At 68.2% G+C, this 24,902-nt stretch carries 24 protein-coding genes and 2 tRNA genes; 16 read left to right on the forward strand and 10 right to left on the reverse strand.

Features of this window, described 5'->3' with window-relative positions; translation table 11 throughout:
• Positions 1 to 3: 3 nt before the first annotated feature.
• The 5 genes from AC5P9C_RS12000 to amaB all read right to left on the reverse strand — a co-directional run bounded on the left by AC5P9C_RS12000 (position 4) and on the right by amaB (position 4,679).
• Positions 4 to 1,059 (reverse strand): quinone-dependent dihydroorotate dehydrogenase, encoded by a 1,056-nt coding sequence (locus AC5P9C_RS12000; protein WP_049471279.1) that lies wholly within the window; start codon positions 1,057 to 1,059, stop codon positions 4 to 6.
• A gap of 8 nt (positions 1,060 to 1,067) precedes the next feature.
• Entirely contained in the window at positions 1,068 to 1,838 is a 771-nt protein-coding gene (locus AC5P9C_RS12005) for a class I SAM-dependent methyltransferase (protein ID WP_495205167.1), read from the reverse strand.
• Positions 1,839 to 1,842: 4 nt separating this feature from the next.
• The gene (locus AC5P9C_RS12010) at positions 1,843 to 2,127 is read right to left on the reverse strand and encodes a DUF4190 domain-containing protein (protein WP_049471284.1); all 285 of its coding nucleotides are present in this window, start codon (positions 2,125 to 2,127) and stop codon (positions 1,843 to 1,845) included.
• 180 nt (positions 2,128 to 2,307) lie between these two features.
• Positions 2,308 to 3,147 (reverse strand): SDR family NAD(P)-dependent oxidoreductase, encoded by an 840-nt coding sequence (locus AC5P9C_RS12015; protein ID WP_495205168.1) that lies wholly within the window; start codon positions 3,145 to 3,147, stop codon positions 2,308 to 2,310.
• Positions 3,147 to 4,679: an L-piperidine-6-carboxylate dehydrogenase gene (amaB, locus tag AC5P9C_RS12020; RefSeq protein ID WP_014646923.1), complete on the reverse strand. Its 1,533-nt coding sequence runs from the start codon at positions 4,677 to 4,679 to the stop codon at positions 3,147 to 3,149. Before amaB ends, AC5P9C_RS12015 begins: the two co-directional genes overlap by 1 nt.
• Positions 4,680 to 4,862: 183 nt before the next feature.
• Here amaB and AC5P9C_RS12025 point away from each other — a divergent pair.
• Positions 4,863 to 4,939, forward strand: a tRNA-Arg gene (locus AC5P9C_RS12025).
• Positions 4,940 to 5,374: 435 nt separating this feature from the next.
• Here the strand turns inward: AC5P9C_RS12025 and AC5P9C_RS12030 are convergent.
• Positions 5,375 to 5,890 carry a hypothetical protein gene (locus tag AC5P9C_RS12030; RefSeq protein ID WP_414615082.1) on the reverse strand — a complete coding sequence of 172 codons (516 nt, stop codon included), beginning with the start codon at positions 5,888 to 5,890 and terminating at the stop codon, positions 5,375 to 5,377.
• Between the two features lie 297 nt (positions 5,891 to 6,187).
• Here AC5P9C_RS12030 and AC5P9C_RS12035 point away from each other — a divergent pair.
• Both AC5P9C_RS12035 and AC5P9C_RS12040 read left to right on the forward strand, forming a co-directional pair.
• Positions 6,188 to 6,254 (forward strand) — tRNA-Ser (locus AC5P9C_RS12035).
• Between the two features lie 81 nt (positions 6,255 to 6,335).
• On the forward strand, positions 6,336 to 6,800 hold the full coding sequence (locus AC5P9C_RS12040) for a GNAT family N-acetyltransferase (RefSeq protein ID WP_057494505.1): 465 nt from the start codon (positions 6,336 to 6,338) through the stop codon (positions 6,798 to 6,800).
• Between the two features lie 26 nt (positions 6,801 to 6,826).
• Here the strand turns inward: AC5P9C_RS12040 and AC5P9C_RS12045 are convergent, their stop codons facing one another.
• Positions 6,827 to 7,186, reverse strand: coding sequence for a response regulator (locus AC5P9C_RS12045; RefSeq protein ID WP_049471288.1), 360 nt, complete (start codon positions 7,184 to 7,186; stop codon positions 6,827 to 6,829).
• Positions 7,176 to 8,339 carry a two-component system sensor histidine kinase NtrB gene (locus tag AC5P9C_RS12050; protein ID WP_414615081.1) on the reverse strand — a complete coding sequence of 388 codons (1,164 nt, stop codon included), beginning with the start codon at positions 8,337 to 8,339 and terminating at the stop codon, positions 7,176 to 7,178. Before AC5P9C_RS12050 ends, AC5P9C_RS12045 begins: the two co-directional genes overlap by 11 nt.
• A 151-nt stretch (positions 8,340 to 8,490) precedes the next feature.
• Between AC5P9C_RS12050 and AC5P9C_RS12055 the strand changes: the two genes are divergently transcribed.
• From AC5P9C_RS12055 to AC5P9C_RS12075, 5 genes are all read left to right on the forward strand, one after another.
• Positions 8,491 to 11,604, forward strand: coding sequence for a response regulator (locus AC5P9C_RS12055; RefSeq protein ID WP_414615080.1), 3,114 nt, complete (start codon positions 8,491 to 8,493; stop codon positions 11,602 to 11,604).
• Positions 11,601 to 12,425: a CheR family methyltransferase gene (locus AC5P9C_RS12060; protein ID WP_049471292.1), complete on the forward strand. Its 825-nt coding sequence runs from the start codon at positions 11,601 to 11,603 to the stop codon at positions 12,423 to 12,425. Before AC5P9C_RS12055 ends, AC5P9C_RS12060 begins: the two co-directional genes overlap by 4 nt.
• On the forward strand, positions 12,425 to 13,000 hold the full coding sequence (locus AC5P9C_RS12065; protein WP_343541475.1) for a chemotaxis protein CheB: 576 nt from the start codon (positions 12,425 to 12,427) through the stop codon (positions 12,998 to 13,000). The genes AC5P9C_RS12060 and AC5P9C_RS12065 overlap by 1 nt, the downstream gene beginning before the upstream one ends.
• Entirely contained in the window at positions 12,997 to 14,130 is a 1,134-nt protein-coding gene (locus tag AC5P9C_RS12070; RefSeq protein ID WP_150826526.1) for a hybrid sensor histidine kinase/response regulator, read from the forward strand. The genes AC5P9C_RS12065 and AC5P9C_RS12070 overlap by 4 nt, the downstream gene beginning before the upstream one ends.
• An 83-nt stretch (positions 14,131 to 14,213) precedes the next feature.
• A complete protein-coding gene (locus tag AC5P9C_RS12075; RefSeq protein WP_053462792.1) occupies positions 14,214 to 14,642 on the forward strand; it encodes a BLUF domain-containing protein in 429 nt (142 codons plus the stop codon).
• 3 nt (positions 14,643 to 14,645) lie between these two features.
• Here the strand turns inward: AC5P9C_RS12075 and AC5P9C_RS12080 are convergent, their stop codons facing one another.
• The gene (locus tag AC5P9C_RS12080) at positions 14,646 to 14,969 is read right to left on the reverse strand and encodes an ArsR/SmtB family transcription factor (RefSeq protein ID WP_329849794.1); all 324 of its coding nucleotides are present in this window, start codon (positions 14,967 to 14,969) and stop codon (positions 14,646 to 14,648) included.
• An 86-nt stretch (positions 14,970 to 15,055) separates the two neighbouring features.
• On the opposite strand from AC5P9C_RS12080, the gene AC5P9C_RS12085 reads away from it, so the two are divergent.
• From AC5P9C_RS12085 to thrC, 8 genes are all read left to right on the forward strand, one after another.
• A complete protein-coding gene (locus AC5P9C_RS12085) occupies positions 15,056 to 15,481 on the forward strand; it encodes a YeeE/YedE family protein (RefSeq protein WP_329854379.1) in 426 nt (141 codons plus the stop codon).
• An 8-nt stretch (positions 15,482 to 15,489) separates the two neighbouring features.
• On the forward strand, positions 15,490 to 15,903 hold the full coding sequence (locus tag AC5P9C_RS12090; protein ID WP_103282998.1) for a DUF6691 family protein: 414 nt from the start codon (positions 15,490 to 15,492) through the stop codon (positions 15,901 to 15,903).
• A gap of 67 nt (positions 15,904 to 15,970) precedes the next feature.
• Positions 15,971 to 17,023 carry a linear amide C-N hydrolase gene (locus AC5P9C_RS12095; RefSeq protein ID WP_064238347.1) on the forward strand — a complete coding sequence of 351 codons (1,053 nt, stop codon included), beginning with the start codon at positions 15,971 to 15,973 and terminating at the stop codon, positions 17,021 to 17,023.
• A gap of 100 nt (positions 17,024 to 17,123) precedes the next feature.
• Positions 17,124 to 17,819: a helix-turn-helix transcriptional regulator gene (locus tag AC5P9C_RS12100; RefSeq protein WP_130768156.1), complete on the forward strand. Its 696-nt coding sequence runs from the start codon at positions 17,124 to 17,126 to the stop codon at positions 17,817 to 17,819.
• Between the two features lie 143 nt (positions 17,820 to 17,962).
• Entirely contained in the window at positions 17,963 to 18,910 is a 948-nt protein-coding gene (locus tag AC5P9C_RS12105) for a DMT family transporter (protein ID WP_150826528.1), read from the forward strand.
• 357 nt (positions 18,911 to 19,267) lie between these two features.
• Complete coding sequence (gene thrA / locus AC5P9C_RS12110) at positions 19,268 to 21,772, forward strand: bifunctional aspartate kinase/homoserine dehydrogenase I (protein WP_049471307.1); 2,505 nt, start codon at positions 19,268 to 19,270, stop codon at positions 21,770 to 21,772.
• The gene (locus tag AC5P9C_RS12115) at positions 21,769 to 22,683 is read left to right on the forward strand and encodes a homoserine kinase (protein ID WP_049471309.1); all 915 of its coding nucleotides are present in this window, start codon (positions 21,769 to 21,771) and stop codon (positions 22,681 to 22,683) included. The genes thrA and AC5P9C_RS12115 overlap by 4 nt, the downstream gene beginning before the upstream one ends.
• 29 nt (positions 22,684 to 22,712) lie before the next feature.
• Positions 22,713 to 23,996 carry a threonine synthase gene (gene thrC, locus AC5P9C_RS12120; protein ID WP_414615079.1) on the forward strand — a complete coding sequence of 428 codons (1,284 nt, stop codon included), beginning with the start codon at positions 22,713 to 22,715 and terminating at the stop codon, positions 23,994 to 23,996.
• 68 nt (positions 23,997 to 24,064) lie between these two features.
• Here the strand turns inward: thrC and AC5P9C_RS12125 are convergent, their stop codons facing one another.
• Complete coding sequence (locus tag AC5P9C_RS12125; protein ID WP_049471312.1) at positions 24,065 to 24,817, reverse strand: Crp/Fnr family transcriptional regulator; 753 nt, start codon at positions 24,815 to 24,817, stop codon at positions 24,065 to 24,067.
• Between the last annotated feature and the right edge of the window lie 85 nt (positions 24,818 to 24,902).

Here is a 24,902-nt window from a genome sequence, read left to right on the forward strand (position 1 = left end):
CGCTCACAGGGGGGCCACCGCGCCGCGGCTCGGCGCTTCGCGGCGGCGGCGGATCGCCTCCACGCATTCGGAAACCAGCGCCGGTCCACGGAAGATCAGGCCGCTGTAGCACTGCACCAGCGCGGCACCGGCCGCCATCTTGGCCACCGCGTCGGCACCGGACAGGATGCCGCCGACGCCGACCAAGGGTACCGACTCGGGCAGGCGCGAGCGCAGGCGGCGCAGCACCAGCGTGGACTGCTCCAGCACCGGCGCGCCCGACAGGCCGCCGGCCTCGTTGGCCAGCGGGTCGCCGGCCACCTTGCTGTGGTCGATGGTGGTGTTGGTGGCGATCACGCCGTCCACCTGCAGCTCGCCCAGTACGCGGGCGGCGGCATCGATGTCACGCTCGCTGAGGTCCGGCGCCACCTTCACCAGCATCGGCACGCGGCGGCCGTGGCGGGCCGCGAGCTCTTCCTGGCGGTCACGCAGCTGGCTGACCAGTTGGCGCAGCGCGGTTTCTTCCTGCAGTTCACGCAGGCCGGCGGTGTTGGGCGAGGAAATGTTGACAGTGATGTAGTCGGCCAGCGGGTACACCTTGTCCAGGCAGGCGATGTAATCGTCCACGGCCTGTTCGTTGGGGGTGTCCTTGTTCTTGCCGATGTTGATGCCGAGCAGGCCGCGGCGGTTGCGCGCGCGCTCGACGTTGCGTACCAGCGCGTCCACGCCCGCATTGTTGAAGCCCATGCGGTTGATGATAGCGTTGTGTTCCGGCAGGCGGAACAGGCGCGGCTGCGGATTGCCGGCCTGCGGGCGCGGGGTGATGGTGCCGATCTCGACGAAGCCGAATCCCAGCGCGAACAGTGCATCGATATGCTCGCCGTTCTTGTCCAGGCCGGCGGCCAGGCCGACCGGGTTGGGGAAGGTCAGCCCGAACACCGTGCTCGGCATCGGCGCGATGCGGGCGGCCAGCAGCGGCGTGGTGCCGGTGCGATAGGCCAGGTCCAGTGCGGACAGGCCGAGGCCGTGGGCGCGCTCGGCGTCGAGCGAGAACAGGAAGGGGCGGGCAAGCGAATACATGCGTCGGTTCAGTCCAGCGTGCCGAGGAAGGCTCGGGTTCGATATTCAAAAGCAACCTGGCCGTCCGCCGCGTGGGCGGCGAACAGGTGCTGCAGAGCGTCGATCATCGGCGCGTGGCGCGGATGACCGGATTGCGGGGCGTAGGAAGAGGAGAGCAGGCGCCCGCGCAGGGCGTCGAAGTCGAGATACTGCACGTTCGGTAGCTCCACCCTGCCGCGCAGGCCAGCGCCGAACCAGGCCTGCATGGTGGCATCGTCCTGGTAGCGCTCGGCTACGGCGGTGTAGTCGGTGCCGTAGTCCAGCAGCAGCTGTTCGTAGCCGACCAGGAACGGGCTGGCATCGAGCAGGCGCGAATTCCAGTAGATCAGTGCCAGGCCACCGGGACGCAGGATGCGCTGCCACTCGGCGCGCACCGCCACGGTGTCGAACCAGTGGAAGGCCTGCGCGGCGCTGACCAGATCGATGCTGGCGTCCGCCAGGCCGGTGGCCTCGGCGCGGCCATCGACGGCGGAGAACTGCGGGTACTGTGGCGCCAGCCACTGTTCGGCGGCAGCACGCATGGCATCGTTGGGCTCGACCGCCACCAGCGGATGGCCGCTGGCGAGAAACGCGCGGCTGGAGATGCCGGTGCCAGCGCCGATGTCGGCGACACGGGCCTGGTGGCTGACACCCATCGGGCCGTGCAGCCAGTCCAGCAGTGCGGCCGGGTAGTCGGGCCGGTAGCGGACATAGTCGGCGACGCGGCTGCTGAAGCGTTCAGTGCTGTCGGAGGCGGTCATGGCGTCAGTTCGACACCGCCGCCAGCCACGCCAGGCCACCGAAGAACAGGATGAAGACCAGGATGGCGGCAACCACGGCGCCGACCATCACCCAGCCCAGCACCAGGCCGGTGAGTGCCATGCCATCGCCTTCCAACTCATGCGGGCGGCGGCGGATCTCGGCGCGGGCCATGTGGCCGGTGATGATGGCGACGATGCTGGCCACGAAGGGCAGGACGGTCCAGCTGGCGATGCCCATGACCAGGCTGACCACGGCCAGGGCGCTTGTCTGTCGGGGTGCCACGCTCATCGGGGTCCTCCTTGGCAGTGTGCACATGATAGTGCGTCTGCCCGGGCAATCCCATGCCCGGCGGATGTGAGGGCAGGCGTCGCCCCCTGGTCGACGAATGGGATTTCGGCCTTGGTAGGCGTCGACCTTGGTCGACGAAAGGCATGCCAACCCAGGTTGGCGGCTACCGAACTGCCGGTATCAGCCCATCAACACCTGGCCGCCATCCACGTTGAGCACGCTGCCGGTGACCCAGCGCGCCAGCGGCGAGCACAGGAACAGGGCGGCATCGGCGATCTCGCGCGGGTGGCCGAAGCGGCCGAACGGAATCTTCGCCAGCGTGCCGTAGTACAGGTCGGGGTCTTCGACGCGGCGGCGATCCCACAGGCCGTCATCGAACGCGATCGAGCCGGGTGCGATGGCATTGACCCGGATCCGGTCCTTGGCCAGCGCCAGCGCCTGCGAGGTGGTGTAGTGCGAAAGGGCGGCCTTGGCAGCAGCATAGGGTGCGCCACCGGGACGGGGCTGCTGCGCGGCAATCGAAGAGAGGTTGAGGATGCAGGCGTCGCCGGATGCGCGCAGCCAGGGCAGCGCCAGCCGCGAGGCGCGCACGGCTGCCATCAGGTCGATCTGCAGGCTCGCGGCCCAGCCATCCTCGTCGTCGGCCATGCCGTAGCCGGTGGCATTGTTGACCAGCACATCGATACCGCCGAGGGCATCGGCGGCGGCCTGCAGCCAGGCCTGGATCTGGTCGGGGTCGGCCAGATCAGCGGGAAACGCCTGCACTGGCGTGCCCTGTGCCTGGGCATCGGCGCACAGGGCATCCAGCCCGGCCCGACCACGTGCGCAGACCGAGACCTGTGCGCCGGCGCCGGCAAACGCCAGCGCCATTTCACGGCCGATGCCCTTGCTGCCGCCGGCGATGAGCACGCGGCGGCCGCTGAAATCGAGGATCGGAGCCCCTGCGGGGATCCGACCCTGGGCCTGGGCCAGAACCCCGGAAGGGCCCTGACCCACAGGCGTGTCGGCGTCGTTTGCCATCACAGGTCGAACTTGATGCCCTGCGCCAGCGGCAGCGAATCCGAATAGTTGATGGTGTTGGTCTGGCGGCGCATGTAGACCTTCCATGCATCCGAGCCGGACTCGCGGCCACCGCCGGTGTCCTTCTCGCCGCCGAAGGCGCCGCCGATCTCCGCGCCCGACGTGCCGATGTTGATGTTGGCGATGCCGCAGTCGCTGCCGGCGGCCGACAGGAACTTCTCGGCAGTCTTCAGGTTCTGGGTGAAGATCGAGGACGACAGGCCCTGCGGCACGCCGTTCTGCATGTCGATGGCTTCATCGAGGGTGTCGTACGGCATCACGTACAGGATCGGCGCGAAGGTCTCGTGCTGGACCACGGCGTCGCTGTTCTTCAGGCCGGAGACGATGGCCGGCAGCACGAAGTTGCCCGGGCGGTCGATGCGGCTGCCACCGGTTTCGATGGTGCCGCCGGCCGCCTTGGCCTGGGCGATCGCATCGAGGAACTGCTGCACGGCGCCTTCGCTGTTCAGCGGGCCCATCAGGTTGGCCGCATCGGTCGGATCGCCGATCTTGCCTTCCACCTGCTTGTAAGCCTTGACCAGGGTGGCCAGCACGTCGGCGTAGATCGAGCGGTGCACGATCAGGCGGCGGGTGGTGGTGCAGCGCTGGCCGGCGGTGCCGACGGCGCCGAACACGATGCCCGGCACAGCCAGCTTCAGGTCGGCGGTTTCGTCCAGGATGATGGCGTTGTTGCCGCCCAGTTCCAGTAGGCAGCGGCCGAGGCGGCGTGCGACCTTCTCGTTGACGGTGCGGCCGACCTGGGTCGAGCCGGTGAAGCTGATCAGCGGCACGCGGCGGTCATCGACCATCTTTTCCGACAGCGCGGTACCGGCATCGTTGATCAGGAAGAAGATGTCCGGGAAGCCGGCTTCGCGCAGGGCGTCGTTGCAGATCTTCAGCGAGGCGATGGCGGTCAGCGGCGTCTTGTTGGACGGCTTCCAGATGCACACGTCGCCGCAGATGGCCGCCAGGAACGAATTCCAGCTCCACACCGCCACCGGGAAGTTGAAGGCCGAGATGATGCCGACCAGGCCGAGCGGGTGGTACTGCTCGTACATGCGGTGGCCCGGGCGCTCGGAATGCATGGTGTAGCCGTACAGCATGCGGCTCTGGCCCACGGCGAAATCGGCGATGTCGATCATCTCCTGCACTTCGCCATCGCCTTCCGGCTTGCTCTTGCCCATTTCCAGCGCAACCAGCGAACCCAGGGCGTCCTTGTGCCTGCGCAGTGCTTCGCCGCACAGGCGCACGGCTTCGCCGCGGCGCGGCGCCGGCGTGGTGCGCCAGACCTTGAAGGCTTCCTGGGCGCGGGCGACGACAGTCTCGTACTCGGCCTCGGTGGTGGCGCGGACCTGCGCGATCGGCTCGCCGGTGGTCGGGTTGACCGGGGTGATCAGCTCACCGCTGGTCGCGCTCGACCACTCCCCGTTGCCCAGGTACGTGCCAGCGTTGATCGCGTCCAGGCCAAGGGACTTGAGCAGCTCGGAAGACATGCAGACTCCTGTGTTTCGTTACGTTGTTTGGTGCCATCGCGGGCAGGTGGGGGGCGCGATGAACTGAATCGCCGATGGTAGCAGAGCGCCCCGACCGGCCATGGTGCAACGCGCCAGCCGGACCGAGCCGGACATGAATGCTTGGAGGGCAGGGCACGTTGGCTGTAAACTTCCCGGCTGCATGGCCCCGTAGCTCAGCTGGATAGAGCGTCCCCCTCCTAAGGGGAAGGTCGCCCGTTCGAATCGGGCCGGGGTCACCAGAATCAATAACTTGCGATAGCTGCTACACCGCAATGGGCCATATCTGGCCATCAAAAGGCACTACTTGGTCACAGTGGTCACAGTGGCGAATCAATAGGTTAGCTTCGCCACCGCTCCATCATTACCCTCAGGGGCGAGGTGTACGTAGTACTTCTTCGCCGTGGCGTAATCAGCGTCCCCGGCCAGAATCTGCACCCTTCGCAACGGAACTCCGGCCTAGCTGCGCGCGCTGTTGCCGCAACCGGAGACGTTCGCCTGGCCGGAGAGGGCGGAGCTACCGTTAGATTACGAAGGGCTTGGTGCGGTGCTCTGGCGCTGAGATGAATCAAGCGTTGGTGGCCGATTAGCGGCGCAGGCATTGTTATTAGCCGACAGTCGTGTAGTGGAGAGCTGATGTTCGCAGGCATGCGGCAAGGGTTGCGCAGCAACACAGCCTACTTCTTGCCGAAATCTACGACCGTTCGAGTCTTCCTGCCGTCTTCGAACTTGATGCCAGACAGGTCGACTACATACACCGGTCCGCGAAGCTCGCTCGGGGACGGGCCAACGCTCTTTACACCGGCTTCTGTGCGTCTGATATGCATGTAGGGAAGGCGCGAGCCTTGGGCGCTACAGTCTGCCGCCTTGCTCGTGGCTTTCAGTAAGATCTTGTACTTGCCTGGTGTCTCTTCCAGCTGACCGCAGATCGTAGCCGGGGATGATTCCAGTACGCGCAGTGCGTCACGACCTGTACGGGTAACAAAGCTGTCGAGTGACTCGCCGTCTTTGGATTCGGAGTCCCAAAGGGGAATCGTCACGCCGCGGCTCGTCGCCTCTGTAACGCCGCCGCTGATGTGAATCCACTTATACGCCTCGGCATTGGATACAGGTGGAGTCTGGGGTCTGGCTGATTGGGCAAAAGCCGGAGAACTCAGGGAAGACACCACAACTGCCAGAACGATTGAACGCATCATGGGTTCCTTACGCTGACCGATGGGCCAATGTTATCCCCAGCGGAATCCGCCGCCACTACCGGGCCTGCCACCAACGCGCGAGCAGCAGCAGGCCCGGCGTCTGGCCGAGGCGGGGGCTAAGGGGATCGAGCAGATCAAGGCGGCGCTAGAGCCGCCCAAGCCGCCGGCAGAGATGAAGCCCCGAGCGAGGGACGCCCGCACCCAGGCGTGGGTGAGGGCAGGGCTGCAGCAGCTACGGTGGGGTGTTTGAGCGAAGGTGGATCCAAGCCGGTCCCAGCAATCTTGCAAGTCGTTGGCCTAACGTGCAGTGGAAGTCCCCCTCCTACGGGGAAGGTCGCCCGTTCGAATCGGGCCGGGGTCACCCTGTTTGCGGCGCGACGTCCGCGCGCTGCCCGCGAGGCCACTCGGATATGCTGGCGTCTCGCCCCGCGATCCGGCCGCCATGGACCACCGCCTGCAGCCCGTGCAACCCCAGGACTACGCGAGCATCGCCGCGTGGCTGGATTCGGCCGCAGCCACGCTGCGCTGGGCCGGGCCGGGCGTGCCCTATCCACTGCCACCCGATCGGTTCGAGCACGTATTGCAGCTGCGCGAACGCCCGGGGTGGGTGCTGCTGGACGCAAGCGACCAGCGCGTGGGTTTCGGCCAAGCCTGGTCCACGCAGCCGGGCACCGTCCATCTGGGCCGCCTGCTGGTTGCGCCGCAGGCGCGGGGCCGCGGTCTCGGGCGTGGGTTGGTACAGGCGCTGATCGCGCAGGCGTTCCAGGCTGCTGCCGTTGAACGGCTGACCTTGCGGGTCTATCGGGACAATGCCGCCGCAGTTGCGTTGTACCGCTCCCTCGGCTTCGAGCCGGTGGACGCTGCATCCACGCCGGCGCTGCTGTTCATGCAGCGGACCCGGCGCTGAGCATGGCCACGCAGGCCGGTACGCCTTCAGTCCTGCTTGAGCAGTTCCACCAGCTGGCGCAGGCGGTAGGGCTTGGGCAGGAACTCCACCTGCTCCGGAAGCGGCGGCAGCTGCGAACGCGCGTAGCCGGAGGACAGGATCATGCGTGCCTGCGGCTGGTCGCGGGCGACGTGCTCGCTGAGTTCGATGCCGGACATGCCATTGGGCATGCTGACGTCACTGAACACCACGTCGAAGCGTGCGTCGCTCTTCAGCAACGCGGCTGCTTCATGCCCATCGGCAGTGGTGGACACCTCGATGCCGAAATCGCGCAGGGCCAGGCCGATCATCTCACGCAGATCGTTCTGGTCCTCCACCATCAACACGCGGATCGGTTCATCGGTCATGGGTGGGGTCCTCAATTGCGGGTAGCAGCAGGCTGACCGTGGTGCCGACACCGGGCGTGGTGGACACATCGACGAAGCCGCCGCTCTGGGTGGTAAATCCGAACACCTGGCTCAGGCCCAGGCCGCTGCCCTTGCCGATGTCCTTGGTGGTGAAGAAGGGTTCGGTCGCGCGCTCGGCGATGTCGGCGGCCATGCCGTGGCCTTCGTCGCAGACACTGAGCGTGACATAGCCGCGTTGCAGGGCCGTGTCCGCATCCGGGTCGAGGCGATGCTGGAGGGTCGTGCCGATCAGGATGCGGCCGCCCTCCAGCGTGGCCTCGGCCGCATTGGCGACCAGGTTGGCCAGCGCGGTCTGCAGCTGCATCGCGTCAGTGCTGACCTGCGGCAGCCCGGGCGCCAGCTCGGCTTCCAGCGTCACATGCGCCGGGCAGGTTCGTTGCAGGTCCGGCAACCAGCGCTGCAGCAGAGTGTTGATGTCCACCGGTTCGCGGATCAGGGTCTGGCCGGTGCTGAATGCCAGCAGCTGCCGGGTGAGCAGCGCGCCGCGGTCGGTGGCGGCCTGCGCGGCATCCAGCAGCTCGGCCGTGCGCGCATCATCGCCGCTCACGCGAAGGGAAAGCAGGTCCAGCGCATTGCCGATGGTGGTCAGCAGGTTGTTGAACTCGTGCGACAGGCCGCGGCTGAGGCGGCCGACGGTCTCGAACTGCTGGGTGTTGCGCAGCGCCCGCTGGGCATCGCGCAGCAGTCGCTGCGCCTGCCACTGTTCGGTGATGTCGCGGGTGATCTTGACGAAGCCAAGGAGTTCGCCGGCTTCCATGACCGGCTCGATGACCACGCTGGCGCGGAACGACGAACCATCCCGGCGTACCCGCCAGCCTTCGCTGGCCACATGGCCATGCTGCGCCGCGAGGCGGAGCAGGCGCAGCGGTTCGCCGGCCTCACGGTCGCCAGGCAGGTAGAAGCGGCCAAAGTGCGTGCCGATCACTTCATCGGCGGAATAGCCCTTGATGCGCTCGGCGCCGGGATTCCAGCTGCAGACAATGCCTTCCGGATCAAGCAGGTACAGCGCATGGTCGCGCACGCTGTCGATCAGCAACCGCAGTTGTCGGGAAGGATCCGTCAGCACGGACGTCGTAGAGGCAGCTGCGTCCACGTGAAAATAAGTGTTACCCCTGTGAGGCACGTGAAGCTAGGCATTCAAGTGTGAAGGATGCGTGCACACCTGACACGTGCCATTTGTCCTGTGCGGCTGAATGCGACACGGAGTACCATCTTCCACCCCTTGCCTTCTGGAACCGACCTGCATGCGTCCTGGTGCGACTACGCGTGACCGCTGGATCTGGATGACGTCCGCTGTGCTGCTGGCCGCGACCATTTCGCTGGAACTGGTCGTACCGCTGGGCTATGCCGTCTGGCTGGCCTACTTCCTGGCCGTTGGCGTCACGGTGTTCCAGCGCAGCGCGCGGGCGCCATTCGTGGTGGCCGTGCTGTCCTGCATCCTGCTGGTCATTGGTTTCAACGTCGCGCCCGCCAGTTCCAACTCGGCGTTTTCGTTCGTCAACCGGACCATTGGCGGTTTCGCCTTCATGATGATCGCGCTGATCGTCTCGCGCGCGATCCAGGCGCGCCGCCAGGCCATGCGCGCGCTCTGGTTGCAGGAGGCCGAGAACGCGGTGGCGATCAGCCTTCGCGGTGACCTGGGGCCGGAGCAGATCGCCGAGGCCGCAGCAACGAGCGTGGCCGGGCAGCTGGGCGCCGAGGTCGCTGCGGTCTACCGCCTGGAAGGCGGGCGGCTGCAGCTGACCGGGGGCATGGCGCTGCCTTCGGGGGCGCCGGCCTCGCTGGCCCTGCACGAGGGGCTGGCCGGGCAGGTCGCGCGTGATGAACGCATCCGCCACCTGCACGGTGACGATGCCGCCGTGCTTGAACTGCAGACCAGTCTGGGCCGGCTGCCGGTGCGCGAGCGCATCCTGGCGCCGCTCAGCAGCGATGGCGCGGTGGTCGGCATCATCGAACTGGGTCGCGCCCGGGTCGGCGAGCTGCGTGAGCTGGATCGCGAGCTGCTGGAGCGCTGTGCCGAGACCATCGGCATGGCGCTGCGCGCATCGCTGCTGCGTGCGCAGCTGGTGGTACTGCTGGAAGAGTCGCAGCGCCAGGGCGAGGAGCTGCAGGCCCAGCAGGAAGAGCTGCGCGTGGCCAACGAGGAACTGGAAGAGCAGAGCCGCAGCCTGCTGCAGTCGCAGAGCCACCTGGAAGAACAGCAGGCCGAGCTGGAACAGAGCAACGTGCAGCTGGAAGAGCGCACCCACGAGCTGGAGGCGCAGAAGCAGGCACTGCTGGTCGCGCAGAGCCAGCTGGTGCGCAACAGCAACGAACTGGCCGCGACGTCACGTTACAAGTCCGAGTTCCTGGCCAACATGTCGCACGAGCTGCGCACGCCGCTGAACAGCTCGCTGATCCTGGCCAAGCTGCTGGCCGACAACAAGGACGGCACGCTCACCGAGGAACAGGTGAAGTACGCCCGTGCGATCCTCTCGTCCAACAACGACCTGCTGGCACTGATCAACGACATCCTCGACCTGTCGCGCATCGAGGCCGGCCATGTCGAACTGTCCGATGAAGTGGTGGTGGTCGACAGCGCGCTGCAGCGCCTGCGCGAGACCTTCGAGCCGATGGCGCGGCAGAAGGGCCTGGCCCTGCAGATCGAAGCCGATGCGCTGGCACCGAGCCAGCTGGTGGTCGACAGCCAGCGGCTGCAGCAGATCCTGAAGAACCTGCTGGCCAACGCGGTGAAGTTCACCGAGCACGGAAAGGTCAGCCTGCACGTGCGTGCGGCCGGCAACGGCCGTATCCGGTTCGAGGTGTGCGATACCGGCATCGGCATCGCCCGCGAGCAGCTGGACGTCATCTTTGAGGCCTTCCGCCAGGCCGATGGCAGCACCCGCCGTCGCTACGGCGGTACCGGCCTGGGCCTGTCGATCTCGCGCGATCTGGCCGAGCGCATGGGCGGCTACATCCAGGTCGACAGCGAGCCCGGGCGCGGCAGCTGCTTCATCCTGGAGCTGCCCTTGCAGGGCGCCCCGGCGGCGAGCGCAGCCGAGGCTGCCGAGGCCCCCGTGGCAGTGCCGGCGCCGGCACGGACACCGGCCGTGCTGCCGGCGGCACCCGTGCGCGCTGCCACTGCGGCAGCGCCGGTCACCGCGTCCGCCGGCGTGGCCGATGACCGCGGCCGCCGCCAGCGCGCCGGGCGCCTGATCCTCGCGGTCGAGGACGATGCCACGTTCGCCGAAGCACTGGTGGCCCTGGCCCATGAACTGGACTTCGACTGCGTGGTGGCGGGCACGGCGGAAGAGGCGCTGGCGCTGGCCATCGAACTGCGTCCGAACGGCATCCTGCTCGATATCGGCCTGCCGGACGTGTCGGGCCTGAGCGTGCTGGAGCGCCTGAAGCGCAACCCTGACACCCGGCACATCCCGGTGCATGTGGTCTCGGCAACGGACCGCAGCCAGGTGGCGCGCGAGCTGGGCGCGATCGGTTTTGCGATCAAGCCGACCACGCGCGAGCGGCTGGTGACGGCCATCGAGCAGCTGGAACAGACCAGCCAGCGCGACGTGCGGCGCCTGCTGATCGTCGAGGACGACAGCGAGCTGCGCCGCAACCTGGAACTGCTGCTGGGCCGCGACCAGCTGCAGATCGTCGCGGTGGGCACCCTGGCCGGTGCACTGGAACAGCTCAGCACGGTCACGTTCGACTGCATGGTGATGGACCTGTCGCTGCCCGACGGCAGCGGTTACGACCTGCTCGAACACATGGCCGGCAACGATGACGTCGGTTTCCCGCCGGTGATCGTCTACACCGGTCGCGCGCTCAGCCGCGAGGAAGAGCAGCGCCTGCGCCGCTATTCCAAGAGCATCATCATCAAGGGTGCGCGCTCGCCCGAACGCCTGCTGGATGAAGTGACCCTGTTCCTGCACAGCGTGGAGGCCAGCCTGCCAACCGACCAGCAGCGCCTGCTGCGCGAGGCGCGCCGCCGCGACACCGTGCTCGACGGCCGCACGGTGCTGCTGGCCGAGGACGACGTGCGCAACATCTTCGCCCTGTCCAGCGTGCTCGAACCGCTCGGTGTGACGCTGGAGATCGCGCGCAATGGCCAGGAGGCGGTGGATCGGCTGGCCGAGCGCGAGGTCGACCTGGTGCTGATGGACATCATGATGCCGGAGAAGGATGGCCTGGCGGCAATGCGCGAGATCCGCGCGCAGCGCCATCTGCAGGACCTGCCGATCATCGCGCTGACCGCCAAGGCCATGCCGGACGACCGTGAGCGCTGCCTGCAGGCCGGTGCCAACGACTACATCGCCAAGCCCATCGACGTCGACAAGCTGGTGTCGCTGTGCCGGGTCTGGTGCTCGCGGCAATGAACGAGCAGGCCCTGTTCGACCTGGAACTGAAGGTCCTGCTGGAAGCGTTGTACCAGCGCTACCACTACGATTTCCGCAGTTATGCGGTGTCGTCGCTGCGCCGGCGCATCCGCCAGGCCATGCAGCGCTATGAGTGCGAGCGGCTGGTTGACCTGCAGCATCGCCTGCTGCACGAGCCGGACCTGTTCGCGCAGGCGATGCAGTTCTTCACCGTGCAGGTGTCGGAGATGTTCCGTGACCCGGCCTATTTCCGTGAGCTGCGCGAACAGGTGGTGCCGGTGCTGCGCACCTATCCGTCGGTGAAGCTGTGGGTAGCCGGTTGCAGCACGGGCGAAGAAGTCTGGTCGCTGGCGATCCTGCTGCACGAGGAAGGCCTGCTCGAGCGCAGCATCGTCTACGCCACCGACATCAATCCGGCGGCGCTGGCCACGGCGGAAGCCGGGGCCTATGGCATCGACCGGATGGCCCAGTTCAGCCGCAACTATCTGGCGGCGGGCGGCACCGCGTCGCTGTCGGACTATTACGCCACGGCCTACGATGGTGCCGTGCTGGATCGACAGCTGCGCCGCAACGTGGTGTTTGCCGACCACAGCCTGGCCACCGACACCGTGTTCTCCGAAGTGCACCTGGTGTCGTGCCGCAACGTGCTGATCTATTTCAACCGCGACCTGCAGGACCGTGCGGTGGGCCTGTTCCGCGAAGCGCTGGTGCACCGCGGCTTCCTCGGCCTCGGCAGCAAGGAGTCGCTGCAGTTCGGCTGCCACCATGATGCGTTCGAGGTCTGTTCGCGCGAGCATCGCCTGTACCGGAAGGTGGCCTGATGGCCACGACGACACGCCCGGCCGTGCTGGTGATCGGCGCTTCGGCCGGGGGCGTCGCGGCCCTGCAGGTCGTGCTCGGTGCGTTGCCCGCGGCACTGCCGGCGCCGGTGCTGGCGGTGCTGCACCTGCCACGCGACCGCAGCAGCCGCATCGCCGACGTGCTGGCGCCCTACTGCGCGCTGCCGGTGCGCGAGGCCGAGGACAAGCAGCCGCTGCAGCGCGGCACGGTCACCTTTGCGCCGCCGGATTACCACCTGCTGGTGGAAGATGCCCGCTCGCTGGCGCTGTCGGTCGATGCGCCGGTGCTGTTCTCGCGTCCGGCCATCGATCCGCTGTTCGAATCGGCAGCGGCCGTGTTCGGCGACCAGGTGCTGGCCCTGCTGCTCACCGGCGCCAGCAGCGACGGCAGTGAAGGCGTCGCCGCGGTGCGCGCTGCCGGTGGCCGCGCCTGGCTGCAATGTCCCCAGGAGGCCGAGGCATCGATGATGCCGGCCGCCGCCCTGCAGCATGCCGGCGCCGACGCCGTGCTGCCCCTTGATCTGATGTGCCGTCGCCTGAAGGAGTTGTTTGCATGAACCTGCTGCCACCGGACCCTGCGCAGTCGCAGACCCCGGTCAACCTGCTGATCGTCGATGACGTGCCGCAGAACCTGGTGGCCATGCAGGCGCTGCTGCAGCGCGAGGGCGTGAACCTGCTGCTGGCCGGCTCGGGCGCGCAGGCGCTGGAGTTGCTGCTGGAACATGAGGTGGCGCTGGCGTTGCTGGACGTGCACATGCCGGAGATCGACGGCTTCACCCTGGCCGAACTGATGCGCGGCTCGCACCGCAGCCGCGATGTGCCGATCATCTTCCTGACGGCCTCGCCGGATGACCCGGTGCGTGCGTTCAAGGGCTACGAAACCGGCGCGGTCGACTTCCTGCACAAGCCGGTGGCACCGCAGGTGATCCTGAGCAAGGTCAACGTCTTCATCGAGCTCTACCAGCAGCGCCAGCTGCTGAAGGCGCGCAACGAGGCGCTGGAACGCTCGCTCAAGCTCAACGAGACGATGGCGGCCGTGCTCACCCACGATCTGCGCACGCCGCTGTCGGCGATCCTGCTGTGCGCCGACAAGCTGTCGCTGGAGCTTCCGCAGGACAACAGCGGCGCGCAGCAGACCCTGAAACACCTGGAGGCCAGCACGCTGCGCATGGCGCGGATGGTCGAGCAGCTGCTGGACTTTTCGCGGATCCGCAGCGGCGGCCTGCGCCTGCAGGCCAGTGCCTGCGACCTTGCCGAGGTGACCCGTGCGGTGGTGGCCGAGGCCGGCAGTGCGCACGGCCATGCGCGGATCCATCTCGACACGCTGGGCGATACCCGCCTGCAGGGCGACCTGGATCGGCTGGGCCAGGTCGCTGCGAACCTGGTCGGCAACGCGCTCACCCATGGCAGCGAGGCGAGGGTGGAGGTGGACGGTCGTGACCCGCGCACTGTGCTGCTGCGGGTCAGCAACGCAGGCCGGATCGATGACGCGCTGCTGCCACGCCTGTTCGAGCCGTTCAAGGCCAGTTTCCATCCCAGCAATGGCCTGGGCCTGGGGCTGTACATCGTCGACCAGTTCGTCCGCGCCCACGGTGGCCGCATCGGCGCGCGCAACGAAGCCGGTCTGGTGGTGTTCGAGGCGATGTTGCCGCGGCGCTGTGACGGGACGGCGGCGGCCGCAACCTGAATCCTTCAGCAAGCCTGCGGTGGATCTGAGACGGACTCGTCCGCAACTGCTACCGTGGCTGCATCCACTGCCAAGGAAGCACCATGCCATTGCGCGCGATCGCCTACGTCAGCCAGGCGCGGGCGGATCTTTCCGCTGAACGGCTGCAGGCGGTGGTTGACGATGCGGCCCGCTTCAACAAGATGGCCGGCGTGACCGGGGTGCTGCTGCACGATGGCGGGCACTTCCTGCAGTACATCGAAGGGCCGCCGGATGGCATTGCGTCGGTGTACGAGCGCATCCTCCAGGCCGGCAGCCATGTCGACATCATTGAACTGGCGCGTGGCCGCCTGGGCCAGCGCCAGTTTCCGTACTGGTCGATGCGCGCGTTGCCGGTGGACGAGGCGCTGTTGCGGCGGCTTTCATCCGGCGACTGGTCGGGCTTCAGCCGTACCCTGCACGGCGATCGCGCCGTGCCGACGCCGCTGGACCTGCTGGACAACGTCGTGCAGCCGGTGCTGCACGCGGGCTGAGCGTCAGCGCGAGGTGCCGCTACCGCAGTATGCGGCGTGCAGTGCGTGCAGCACGCCCAGTGCGGGCCCTTCGATCATGCGGTAGTGCATGGCCTGTGCTTCGCGCCGGGTCGCCACGATGCCCAGTTCGCGCAGCACGGCCAGATGCTGCGAGAGCGCCGATGCGCTCAATCCGGTCAGCGCCTGCAGTTCGGGCACCGGCGCTTCCCCCTCAACCAGGCGGCACAGCACACGCAGCCGGGCCGGATGGGCCAGGCTCTTGAGCAGGGCGGCGGCCTGCGCGGCATGCTTTGCCATTGCGGCACTGTCGAGCGCGGTGCGCGGCATGGTTGACCTTTTTGTTTAGAAGACGCTAATTTAGAAAAAGCTAAATAAAAAGGCAAGTCGATGGATGCAATGCGCGGAGGCCGGACATGAACCTGCCATGGGCCGCTGTGGCGGGCGGGGCGATGATCGGGGCCGCCGCGGTGCTGTTGCTGGTCACCACCGGGCGCGTGGCGGGCGTCAGCGGCATCGCCGCCGGCAGCCTGCGTGCGGAACCGGAGGAACGCGCCTGGCGCTGGGCGTTCCTGCTCGGCCTGGCGGCCGCCGCCGCAGCCGTGCTGTGGTGGCAGGCACCGCCCGGGGAGGCGCCGCGGGCGATGCTGCGCGACGCGCTACCCGCCTGGCAACTGGTCGGCGCCGGTGTGCTGGTGGGCGTTGGCACGCGGCTGGGCAATGGCTGCACCAGTGGGCACGGGGTATGCGGCATGGCGCGGGGCTCGAAGCGCTCGGTGCTGGCGGTGCTGGTGTTCATGGCCTGCGCCATGCTGACCACGTTCCTCATTCGCCACGGCTGAGGCCTCCGGTGAGCCGCACGACCTGGGCTGCCGGTGGCGCAGGGATGCTGTTCGGCGCGGGATTGGCGCTGGCCGGGATGACCGATCCACGCCGCATTCTCGGTTTCCTCGATGTGGCCGGGCAGTTCGATCCGACTCTGGCTTGGGTATTGGCGTCGGCGGTGCTGGTCAGTGCAGTCGGGCAGCGCGCGGTGCTGCGCCGTGCGCAACCGCTGTGCGCGGAGCGTTTCCAGCTGCCCACTGCCCGTGGCATTGATGGGCGGCTGCTGCTGGGCGCGGCGCTGTTCGGGATCGGCTGGGGCTGGGCGGGCTACTGCCCGGGGCCGGCCATCGCGGGCCTGGCGGTCGGCGCCCACGAAGCCCTGTGGTTCGTGCCGGCGATGCTGGCAGGTTTCTGGCTGCACGATCGCCTCCTTCGATGAGGCTTCACTGCTGTGTCACCCTGCATGGGGTGAGATCCACCGATCACGGGGAAAGGAGTGCAACGACATGGTACGGATGAAGTGGACGGGCAGGGCAATGCTGGCGGTCGCACTGGCTGCCGCGGTCGCACCGGCGCTGGCCTGCACGCGGGCGGTGTACCTGGGCGACAACGGCGATGTGATCACCGCGCGTTCGATGGACTGGAAAGTCGATGTGGCGACCAACCTCTATGTGCTGCCACGCGGCATCGCGCGCACCGGCCAGGCTGGCCCGAAGTCGCTGGCCTGGACGGCGCGCTATGGCTCGGTCGTGGCCACCGGCTACGACGTGTCGACCACCGACGGCATGAACGAAAAGGGCCTGGTGGCCAACCTGCTGTGGCTGGTCGAATCGGAGTATCCGAAGCAGCGTGGCAACAAGCCCGGACTGGCCATTTCGCTCTGGGCGCAGTACGTGCTCGACAACTTTGCGACCGTTGGCGAGGCGGTGGCGGCGTTGGAGCGTGAGCCGTACTCGATCGTCACCGACAAAGTGCCGGGCGAAGACCGCCAGGCGACGCTGCACCTGTCGCTGTCCGATGCCACAGGCGACAGCGCCATCGTCGAATACATCGGTGGCCGCCAGGTGATCCACCATGACCGCCGTTACCAGGTGATGACCAATTCGCCGATCTTCGAACAGCAGCTGGCGCTCAACAGCTACTGGCAGCAGATCGGCGGCACCGTGATGCTGCCCGGCACCAACCGCTCGGCCGATCGCTTCGCGCGGGCTTCGTTCTACATCAACGCCATTCCCAAGTCCGAAGACCCGGTGGTGGCGCTGGCCAGCGTGTTCAGCGTGATCCGCAATACATCGGTGCCCTACGGCATTACCACGCCGGGCGAGCCGAACATCTCCTCCACGCGCTGGCGTACCGTGGCCGACCACAAGCGGCGCTTGTACTTCTTCGAATCGGCATTGACCCCGAACACGTTCTGGGTCGACCTCAACAAGGTGGATTTCGGCGGCAAGGTGCTCAAGCTCGATCTCGGCCCGGACCAGCGCAACACCTATTCCGGCAATGCGCTGGGCCAGTTCGTGCCCAGTGCACCGTTCACCTTCCTGGGCGTGGACGGTTAGTCCGGCGCCCGGTCAGGCACGACCCGCCACCGATCGCGGGAGCCATCGCGTGTGGAGGCGCGCCGTTGCAGGGATATCCCGGCACGCGCACACTCGCCGCATGGGCGCGATCTTCCACCTGCGGCAGTACGGCCAGGCCACCGGCCTGGATCGCCACGACTATGCGCAGTGGGTGTTGCCGCTGCAGGGCGAGCTGCAGTTCGAGATGGAGGGGCGCGGGGGGCGCTTGGACCTGCTGCAGGGCGCGTTCGTTGCAGCGGGCGAAGCGCACGACCAGATGGCAGACGGTCCCAACGGTTTCGTGATTGTCGACTGCCCCCCCGGCGTGCTGGATGACGCAACCCAGGAACACCTGTCCCGCCAGCGCTGGCTGCACCTGCCGCTGGCGTTGCGCCAGTGCCTGGCGCAGGTGCGTGCGGGCCAACCGTTGCCGCCCCTGCTGCCGCAGTTGCTGCAGGTGTTTGCGCCCGCCGGTAGTGGCGCGCGCATGCAGGGCCTGTGCGCGGCGGTGCAGGCCGACCCCGGGCAGGCGTGGCCGGTGGCGCGCATGGCCGGCTTCGTCGGTGTCAGCGAGAGTCGCTTGCATGCGCTGTTCCAGCGGGAATTCGGGCTCGGTCCGCAGGCATGGCTCAGTGCGTGCCGGTTGCGCTGGGCCAAGCATCAGCTGCGCACCAGCGCCGCGCCGATCAGTGATATCGCACTGGCCGCAGGCTATTCCGAGCAGAGCGCATTGACCCGTGCGCTGCGCCGCGAATGTGGCCAGACCCCCTCTGCGTGGCGAAGGGGCGCCACCTGACCTGTGGAGCCGGGCCCATGCCCGGCTCCCGAGTCGAGGCGACTCCGCACGCGCACAGCCGGGCAGGGCAGTAGCCTCGGTCAAGAGCGCCCGCTGTGCAACGCATACACTGCGTGGCCTGTTCTCTCCCCCGAAGTATCCGAATGCGCAACAACCCGATGGCCCTGGGCATCGCCAACGGCATTGCCGCCGGCGCGCTGTGGGGCGTGGTCTTTCTGGCTCCCGCCGTGCTGCAGTCGTTCAATGCGCTGCAGCTGTCGGCTGGCCGTTATCTGGTCTACGGCCTGATTGCCGTCGCGCTGCTGCTGCCGCGCTGGAGGCGGCTGGCGCCACGGCTGGGCCGGGCCGAATGGTCCGGCCTGCTGTGGCTGAGCCTGGCCGGCAACCTGGTGTACTTCCTGCTGCTGGCCACGGCCGTGCAGTGGGCCGGTGGCGCTGCGGCATCGCTGATCGTTGGCCTGATCCCGGTGGTGGTCACGCTGGTCGGCGTGCGCGAGCAGGGGGCCGTGCCGCTGAAGCAGCTGCTGCCGGCGCTGGGCCTGTGCGTTCTGGGGGTCGCTCTGGTCGGCTGGGAGTCGCTGATGTCCGAGCATCTGGCCACGCCGTGGCGCCAGCGCGTGGTCGGACTGCTGTGCGCGTTCGGCGCGCTGTTCTCGTGGGCGCTGTACTCGATCGGCAACAGCCGCTGGCTGGCGCGCAGGCCGGATCTGTCCAGCCATGACTGGTCGCTGCTGACCGGCGTCACCACCGGTGGCCTGGCGCTGCTGCTGGTGCCGATGGCCTTCATCGGCCCTGGCGACCACACGGCGGCGCAGTGGGGTGGCTTCTGGGCGATCAGCGCCGGCGTGGCAGTGGTGGCCTCGATCCTCGGCAACGCGTTCTGGAACCGTGCCAGCCGCCTGCTGCCATTGACCCTGACCGGGCAGATGATCGTGTTCGAAACGCTGTTCGCGCTGCTGTATGCCTTCGCCTGGCAACAGCGTTGGCCGTCGCTGCTGGAAGCACTGGCGATCGTGTTCCTGGTGGCCGGCGTGATGCTGTGCGCGCATGCCCACCGCACGCCGCGGGCGATCGCCGAACATGCCGGCTGAATCCGGTCGACAAGCGTGCTGATGCGCGCTTGGTCTCAGTTGCAACCAAATGCGCGCACGTTGGCCGATGATCGCGGCAGCGGTCTTTTGCGGTGCAACACTTGACAGCAGGCCCATGCGCAGTGTTTTCTGTGCGCCATGGTCCTTGATGCCGCCCACGCCAGCCTGATCGCCCCCGCCACTGCGGGCCGTTCGACTGCGCCGGTCGCCACCACCACCATTACCACCACCACCGTCACCACTGCCCTGGTGCGGCCCGTCGTCTTCGTGTAACTCCCGAAAACCACGGCCCCGCACCATCCAGGTGGCGGGGAAACTCGACACCTGCATGCGACGGGGCCTCCTGCCGAGGTCTGCATGTCTTCCCACGCCCCCGCCCATCCCGTTGCCCCGGCCGATCTGGCTGCGCCGTCCACTGTCGTGCACAAGTTCGGCGGCACCTCGGTGGCCGATGCCGAACGCTATCGCCATGTTGCCGGCCTGCTGCTGGCCCGCCCCGAACCGCTGCAGGTCACTGTCGTCTCGGCGATGAAGGGCGTCACTGACGCGCTGATCGATCTGGCGCAGCTGGCGGCCAAGGGCGACGAAGGTTGGCGCGAGGCGTGGCATGCCCTGCGTGCGCGCCATCGCGGCGCCGCCGTGGCGCTGCTGGGCGAGCAGGTCGGCGAGACGGTCGAATGGATCGACGCCCGCTTCGATCAGCTGGCCGAAGTGCTGGCGGCGCTGGCGGTGATCGGCGAGCTGCCGCGCGAAGTGCTCGACCGCGTGCAGGGCCTGGGCGAAGTGTTTTCCGCACAGCTGCTCGGCAGCCACCTGCGTGCCCTGGGCGAAGACTGTGCCGTGCTCGATGCCCGCGATGTGCTGGTGGTCGGGCATGGCGAACTCGGCGTGGATGTCGATTGGGAGGCCAGTGCTGACCGGCTCGCCAGGTGGCGCCTGCAGCATCCGCAGTCGCGGCTGGTGGCCACCGGCTTCGTCGCGCGCGACCGCGATGACCGCATCACCACCCTGGGCCGCAATGGCAGTGACTACTCCGGAGCGATCTTCGCCGCGCTGTTCAATGCCGATGAACTGCACATCTGGACCGACGTCGACGGCGTGCTGTCAGCCGATCCGCGGCTGGTGCCCGAAGCCGTGCAGCTGGAATCGCTGAGCTACGACGAGGCCTGCGAACTGGCCTACTTCGGCGCAAAGGTGGTGCACCCGCAGACGATGTCGCCGGCCATCCGCCTCGGCCTGCCGATCTTCATCCGCAACACCTTCCAGCCGGCGCACCCGGGAACGCGCATCAGTGCAGAACGCTCGCCGCGTGGGCCGGTGAAGGGCCTGACCCTGAGCCCCGGGCTGTCCCTGTTGAACCTGGAGGGCACCGGCCTGATCGGCGTGCCCGGTACCGCCGAGCGCGTATTCGCCGCGCTGCGCCAGGCGCAGGTATCGGTGGTGATGATCTCGCAGGGTTCGTCGGAGCATTCGATCTGCTGCGTGGTACGCGCTGCCGAAGCCGGCCGCGGCCGCGAGGCCCTGCTGCACGCGTTCGCCCACGAGCTGTCGGTGGGCCAGGTGCAGCGCGTGCAGGTCAGTGACGGTGTGAGCGTGCTGGCGGCGGTCGGCGATGGCATGGCCGGCCAGCCGGGCGTGGCCGCGCGCCTGTTCGAAGCGCTGGGGCGTGCGCAGGTGAACATCCTGGCGATCGCGCAGGGCTCGTCCGAGCGCAACATCTCCGTGGCCGTGGACAGTGCCGATGCCACCCGTGCGCTGCGCGCCGCGCATGCGGGTTTCTGGCTGTCGCCGCAGACCTTCGCGGTGGGGGTGATCGGGCCGGGCAATGTCGGCGCCGCGCTGCTGGACCAGCTGCTGGCCGCCCGTCCGCAGCTGCTGGCCAAGGCCAACGTCGACCTGCGCCTGCGCGCCCTGGCCTCGCGTTCGCGCATGCGGCTGGAGGCGGATGGCCTGCATGCGGACTGGCGCGATGCCCTGCAGCAGGCGGGTGAGCCCAGCGATCTGGATCGCTTCACCGAACACCTGTTGGCCGCGCACCTGCCGCATGCGGTGGTGATCGACTGCAGTGGCAGTGCCGAGGTGGCTGAGCGCTATGAGGGCTGGCTGGCAGCCGGCATCCACGTGGTCACTCCGAACAAGCAGGCTGGCGCCGGCCCGCTGCCGCGTTATCAGCGCATCCGCGCCGCGGCGGCGGCCAGTGGTGCGCGGTTCCGCTACGAGGCCACGGTGGGCGCGGGCCTGCCGGTGATCACCACGCTGCGCGACCTGGTCGATACCGGCGACGAGGTACTGGCCATCGAAGGCATCTTCTCCGGCACGCTGGCCTGGCTGTTCAACCGTTTCGATGGCAGCCAGCCGTTCTCCGCGCTGGTCGCGCAGGCGCGTTCGATGGGCTACACCGAGCCGGACCCGCGCGATGACCTGTCCGGCGTGGACGTGGCGCGCAAGCTGGTCATCCTTGCCCGCGAGGCCGGCCACGCGCTCAGCCTGGAGCAGGTGCAGGTGGAAAGCCTGGTGCCGGCGCTGCTGCGCGACGGCGGCGTGGACGACTTCATGGCGCGGCTGGGCGAGTCCGACGCCAGCCTGCTGCAGCGCCTGCAGGAGGCGCGGGCGCGCGGCGCGGTACTGCGCTATGTGGCTCGGCTCGGTGCGGACGGTGCCTCGGTGGGCCTGCAGGAACTGCCGGCCGACCACGCCTTCGCCAACCTGCGGCTGACCGACAACGTGGTCCAGTTCCGTACCCGTCGCTACTGCGACAATCCGCTGGTGGTGCAGGGGCCGGGCGCGGGGCCGGAAGTCACGGCGGCGGGCGTGTTCGCGGACCTGCTGCGGGTGGCCGCTGGCGAAGGAGCACGCCTGTGATCGCACGTGCGTTCGCGCCCGCCTCGGTGGCCAACGTGGCGGTCGGCTTCGACATTCTTGGCCATGCGCTTGCCGGTGTCGGCGATACCGTAAGCGTGCGCCGTCTCGATGAGCCGCGGGTGCGCATCGACGCGATCCGTGGCAGCGCCGTCGCGCTGCCGCTGGATGCGGCTGGGAACACCGCCGGCGCAGCGTTGATGTCGCTGCGCGCCGGGCTGGGCCTGGAGTTCGGTTTCGCGGTGGAGATCGACAAGGGCATTCCGTTCGGCTCCGGCATGGGCGGCTCGGCAGCGTCGTGCGTTGCTGCACTGGTGGCCGCCAATGCGCTGCTCGATGTGCCGCTGCCACGCGAGGCGCTGTACCCGTTTGCGCTGGACGGCGAAGCCGTGGCCAGTGGCGGGCGCCACGGCGACAACGTGGGGCCGTTGCTGCTGGGCGGGCTGGCGCTGTGCACGGCGGACCGCCTGCTGCCGATTCCGGTGCCGGCCGCCTGGCACAGCCTGCTGGTGCATCCGCACGCAGTGCTGGAAACCCGGCTTGCGCGCCAGGCCCTGCAGGGCAGCTATGCGCTGGCTGAATTCGTGGCACAGAGCGCGAACCTGGCGCTGGTGCTTGCCGGCTGCCATCGCAGCGACGCCGGGCTGGTCCGCGCGGGGCTGCGCGATGTGCTGGTGGAGCCGCGCCGCGCTGGCCTGATCGGCGGCTTCGAGGCCGCCCGCGACGCGGCGCTGTCGGCGCAGGCGATGGGCGCAGGTATCTCCGGTGCCGGCCCCAGTGTATTTGCCTGGTTCGAAGACGCCGACCAGGCCCGTGCCGCCGCTGCACCGGTGCAGGCTGCATTTGCCGCCGCCGGTTTCGACAGCGACGCCTGGGTGTCGCCGCTGGATGCGCCGGGAGCCCGGCTGTGCTGAATCCTTCCCCCCTACTGGATACCGACCCCATGCACTTTGTTTCGACCCGCGGCCAAGCTCCGGCCGTTGGCCTCAGCGCCGCGATCGCTGCAGGATTGGCACCCGACGGCGGGCTGTATGTGCCCGCCACCCTGCCGGCGGCACGTGAGCTGCAGGCCGGGGCGACGCTGGCCGATACCGCCGCGGACCTGCTGGCACCGTTCTTCGCCGCTGACGCGCTCGAGGCCGCGTTGCCGTCGATCTGCCGCGAGGCGTTCGACTTCCCGGTGCCGCTGCGTGCACTTGGCAACGGCGACCATGTGCTGGAGCTGTTCCATGGGCCGACGGCGGCGTTCAAGGACATCGGCGCGCGTTTCCTGGCCGGAACGCTGTCGCGGCTGCAGGCCGGCAAGGACCGCGACCTGACGATCGTTGTCGCCACCTCTGGCGATACCGGTGCCGCCGTGGCGGCAGCCTTCCATCGCCAGCCGGGCGTGCGTGTGGTGGTGCTGTACCCGGATGGCCGCGTGTCACCGCGGCAGGCGCATCAGCTTGGCTGCTTCGGCGACAACATCCAGGCGCTGCGTGTGGCCGGGGCGTTTGACGATTGCCAGGCCATGGTCAAGCAGGCGCTGGCCGACCGTAACCTGCAGGCGCAGGTGCCGCTCAGCTCGGCCAACAGCATCAGCCTCGGCCGCCTGCTCCCTCAGATGAGTTACTACGCACATGCGGCGTTGACCCACTACGCAGCGCATCGTCGTCGGCTCAATCTGGTGGTGCCGACCGGCAATCTGGGCAATGCGATGGCCGCAGTGCTGGCGCGCGCGCTGGGCGTTCCGATCGGGCAGATCGTGCTGGCGACCAATGCCAATGCGGTGCTGCCGGCGTACTTCAACGGTGGCGACTATCAGCCGCAGGCCAGTGTGGCCACGGTCGCCAACGCAATGGATGTGGGGGCGCCAAGCAACTTCGAACGCCTGCGCTGGCATCACGGTGATGATGCCGAGCTGCGCGCTGCCTTCCGCGCGTTCGCGGTGGATGACGTGACCATCCGCGCGACGATTGCCGCAGCGCATGCCAGCAGCGGCGAACTGTTCTGCCCGCACACGGCGACGGCGGTGAAGGTGTTGCAGGACCTGCGTGCGCGCGGTGCCAAGGGCGACTGGGCGGTGGTGGCCACGGCGCATCCGGCCAAGTTCGAGGCGGTGGTGGAGCCGTTGATCGGCGGCCCGGTCGCGGTGCCGCCGGCATTGGACGCGTTGCTGCAGCGACCGGCGCATGCCGAGCCATTGGCGGCCGATTACGCGGCGTTGCGTGAGGTGTTGATGCGTTGATCGCAGATGGAGGATGCAACACGGGTAGTGCCGGCCGCTGGCCGGCAACCCCACGAACCGCGATGCGGTCAGATCAATCCTTCACCGGCCAGCGTGCGCAGCCCGTCCTCGTCGAGGATCTCCACCACGTTCAGGTGGGGCAGGGCGATCAGCCCCTGCTGGCGCAGCTTGGTGAAGGTGCGGCTGACCGTTTCCATGGTCAGGCCCAGGTGGTCGGCGATATCGCCGCGCCCCATCGGCAGCGATACGCGCAGGCCGTCACCGCCGAGCCTGGCCTCGCGTGCGGCCAGGCGCAGCAGGAAATCGGCCAGCTTCTCGGCCGGCTGCAGGCGTGCCAATGCCAGCGCCGCATCCTGGGCGGCGTCCAGTTCCTGGCAGGCGCGCTGCAGCAGCTTGCGCTCCAAGTGCGGGAAGCGGCTGCGCAGCGCCTTCATCTGTGGCAGCGCGACCCGGCAGACGCGGCTGTCGGCGATCGCTTCGATGTCGTAGCGGTGGTGATCGCTGCCACTCAGCCCGAGGTAGTCACCGGGCAGCACGAAGCCGCTGATCTGGCGCCGGCCGTCGGCCAGGGTGCGAACCAGGCGCAGCGCGCCGCCGGTCAATGTATAGACATGCTGGCGCTCCTCGCCGGTGCGGGCCAGGGTGCTGCCCATGCCGACCTGCTGCGAAACGGTGACCTGTTCCAGCGCCTGCACTTCATCGGGCGACAACGCCGAGCACACCGCAAGGTGGCGAACCGAGCAGTGCAGGCAGTCCAGCGTGATGCAGGACGGCGCGGCGGGATCGTTGTTGGCGGGCGGAGCGCCGGAAGGCCGTGACATGTTGCGGGGGCGTATCGCGGGCGGGGAGGGCCTTATGATACTTCAAGCGGCCGTTCGACCCTGCCGGAGGCGGGGGCGCTAGAAT

The organism is Stenotrophomonas sp. YJH_SMC_10 (assembly GCF_059371555.1).

What these genes read in the sequence shown, in the direction of transcription:
- AC5P9C_RS12000 (WP_049471279.1), bottom strand. Translation starts at nt 1,059, where the DNA reads ATGTATTCGCTTGCCCGCCCCTTCCTGTTCTCGCTCGACGCCGAGCGC.
- AC5P9C_RS12005 (WP_495205167.1), bottom strand. Translation starts at nt 1,838, where the DNA reads ATGACCGCCTCCGACAGCACTGAACGCTTCAGCAGCCGCGTCGCCGAC.
- AC5P9C_RS12010 (WP_049471284.1), bottom strand. Translation starts at nt 2,127, where the DNA reads ATGAGCGTGGCACCCCGACAGACAAGCGCCCTGGCCGTGGTCAGCCTG.
- AC5P9C_RS12015 (WP_495205168.1), bottom strand. Translation starts at nt 3,147, where the DNA reads ATGGCAAACGACGCCGACACGCCTGTGGGTCAGGGCCCTTCCGGGGTT.
- amaB (WP_014646923.1), bottom strand. Translation starts at nt 4,679, where the DNA reads ATGTCTTCCGAGCTGCTCAAGTCCCTTGGCCTGGACGCGATCAACGCT.
- AC5P9C_RS12030 (WP_414615082.1), bottom strand. Translation starts at nt 5,890, where the DNA reads ATGCGTTCAATCGTTCTGGCAGTTGTGGTGTCTTCCCTGAGTTCTCCG.
- AC5P9C_RS12040 (WP_057494505.1), top strand. Translation starts at nt 6,336, where the DNA reads ATGGACCACCGCCTGCAGCCCGTGCAACCCCAGGACTACGCGAGCATC.
- AC5P9C_RS12045 (WP_049471288.1), bottom strand. Translation starts at nt 7,186, where the DNA reads ATGACCGATGAACCGATCCGCGTGTTGATGGTGGAGGACCAGAACGAT.
- AC5P9C_RS12055 (WP_414615080.1), top strand. Translation starts at nt 8,491, where the DNA reads ATGCGTCCTGGTGCGACTACGCGTGACCGCTGGATCTGGATGACGTCC.
- AC5P9C_RS12060 (WP_049471292.1), top strand. Translation starts at nt 11,601, where the DNA reads ATGAACGAGCAGGCCCTGTTCGACCTGGAACTGAAGGTCCTGCTGGAA.
- AC5P9C_RS12065 (WP_343541475.1), top strand. Translation starts at nt 12,425, where the DNA reads ATGGCCACGACGACACGCCCGGCCGTGCTGGTGATCGGCGCTTCGGCC.
- AC5P9C_RS12070 (WP_150826526.1), top strand. Translation starts at nt 12,997, where the DNA reads ATGAACCTGCTGCCACCGGACCCTGCGCAGTCGCAGACCCCGGTCAAC.
- AC5P9C_RS12075 (WP_053462792.1), top strand. Translation starts at nt 14,214, where the DNA reads ATGCCATTGCGCGCGATCGCCTACGTCAGCCAGGCGCGGGCGGATCTT.
- AC5P9C_RS12080 (WP_329849794.1), bottom strand. Translation starts at nt 14,969, where the DNA reads ATGCCGCGCACCGCGCTCGACAGTGCCGCAATGGCAAAGCATGCCGCG.
- AC5P9C_RS12085 (WP_329854379.1), top strand. Translation starts at nt 15,056, where the DNA reads ATGAACCTGCCATGGGCCGCTGTGGCGGGCGGGGCGATGATCGGGGCC.
- AC5P9C_RS12095 (WP_064238347.1), top strand. Translation starts at nt 15,971, where the DNA reads ATGGTACGGATGAAGTGGACGGGCAGGGCAATGCTGGCGGTCGCACTG.
- AC5P9C_RS12100 (WP_130768156.1), top strand. Translation starts at nt 17,124, where the DNA reads ATGGGCGCGATCTTCCACCTGCGGCAGTACGGCCAGGCCACCGGCCTG.
- AC5P9C_RS12105 (WP_150826528.1), top strand. Translation starts at nt 17,963, where the DNA reads ATGCGCAACAACCCGATGGCCCTGGGCATCGCCAACGGCATTGCCGCC.
- thrA (WP_049471307.1), top strand. Translation starts at nt 19,268, where the DNA reads ATGTCTTCCCACGCCCCCGCCCATCCCGTTGCCCCGGCCGATCTGGCT.
- thrC (WP_414615079.1), top strand. Translation starts at nt 22,713, where the DNA reads ATGCACTTTGTTTCGACCCGCGGCCAAGCTCCGGCCGTTGGCCTCAGC.
- AC5P9C_RS12125 (WP_049471312.1), bottom strand. Translation starts at nt 24,817, where the DNA reads ATGTCACGGCCTTCCGGCGCTCCGCCCGCCAACAACGATCCCGCCGCG.